1 pseudogene is annotated in these 238 nt (G+C 42.0%); it reads left to right on the forward strand.

From position 1 onward, the window contains the following. Positions 1-33 precede the first annotated feature (33 nt). Positions 34-238 (forward strand): annotated as a pseudogene (locus AC6UDG_RS07850) (NmrA family NAD(P)-binding protein); the annotation flags it as partial.

Here is a 238-nt window from a genome sequence, read left to right on the forward strand (position 1 = left end):
TTTCTAGATAACGAAAATGAAGGAGAAAATACTATGAAATATGGAGTTACTGCCGGAACGGGTCGTTTCGGTGAACGTGCTATCTTGGGGTTGATTCGATTGGTCCCTGTCGAAGACATCGTCGTAATCGCTAGAAACACGGAAAAAGCAAAAAAGATGTATCCTGCGGGAGTGGAAATCAGAAAGGGTGACTACAATGACACTTTAAGTCTGAATCAGGCCTTTGATGGAATTGATA

The sequence above is a fragment of the Fructilactobacillus sp. X2R1C1 genome (assembly GCF_059901435.1).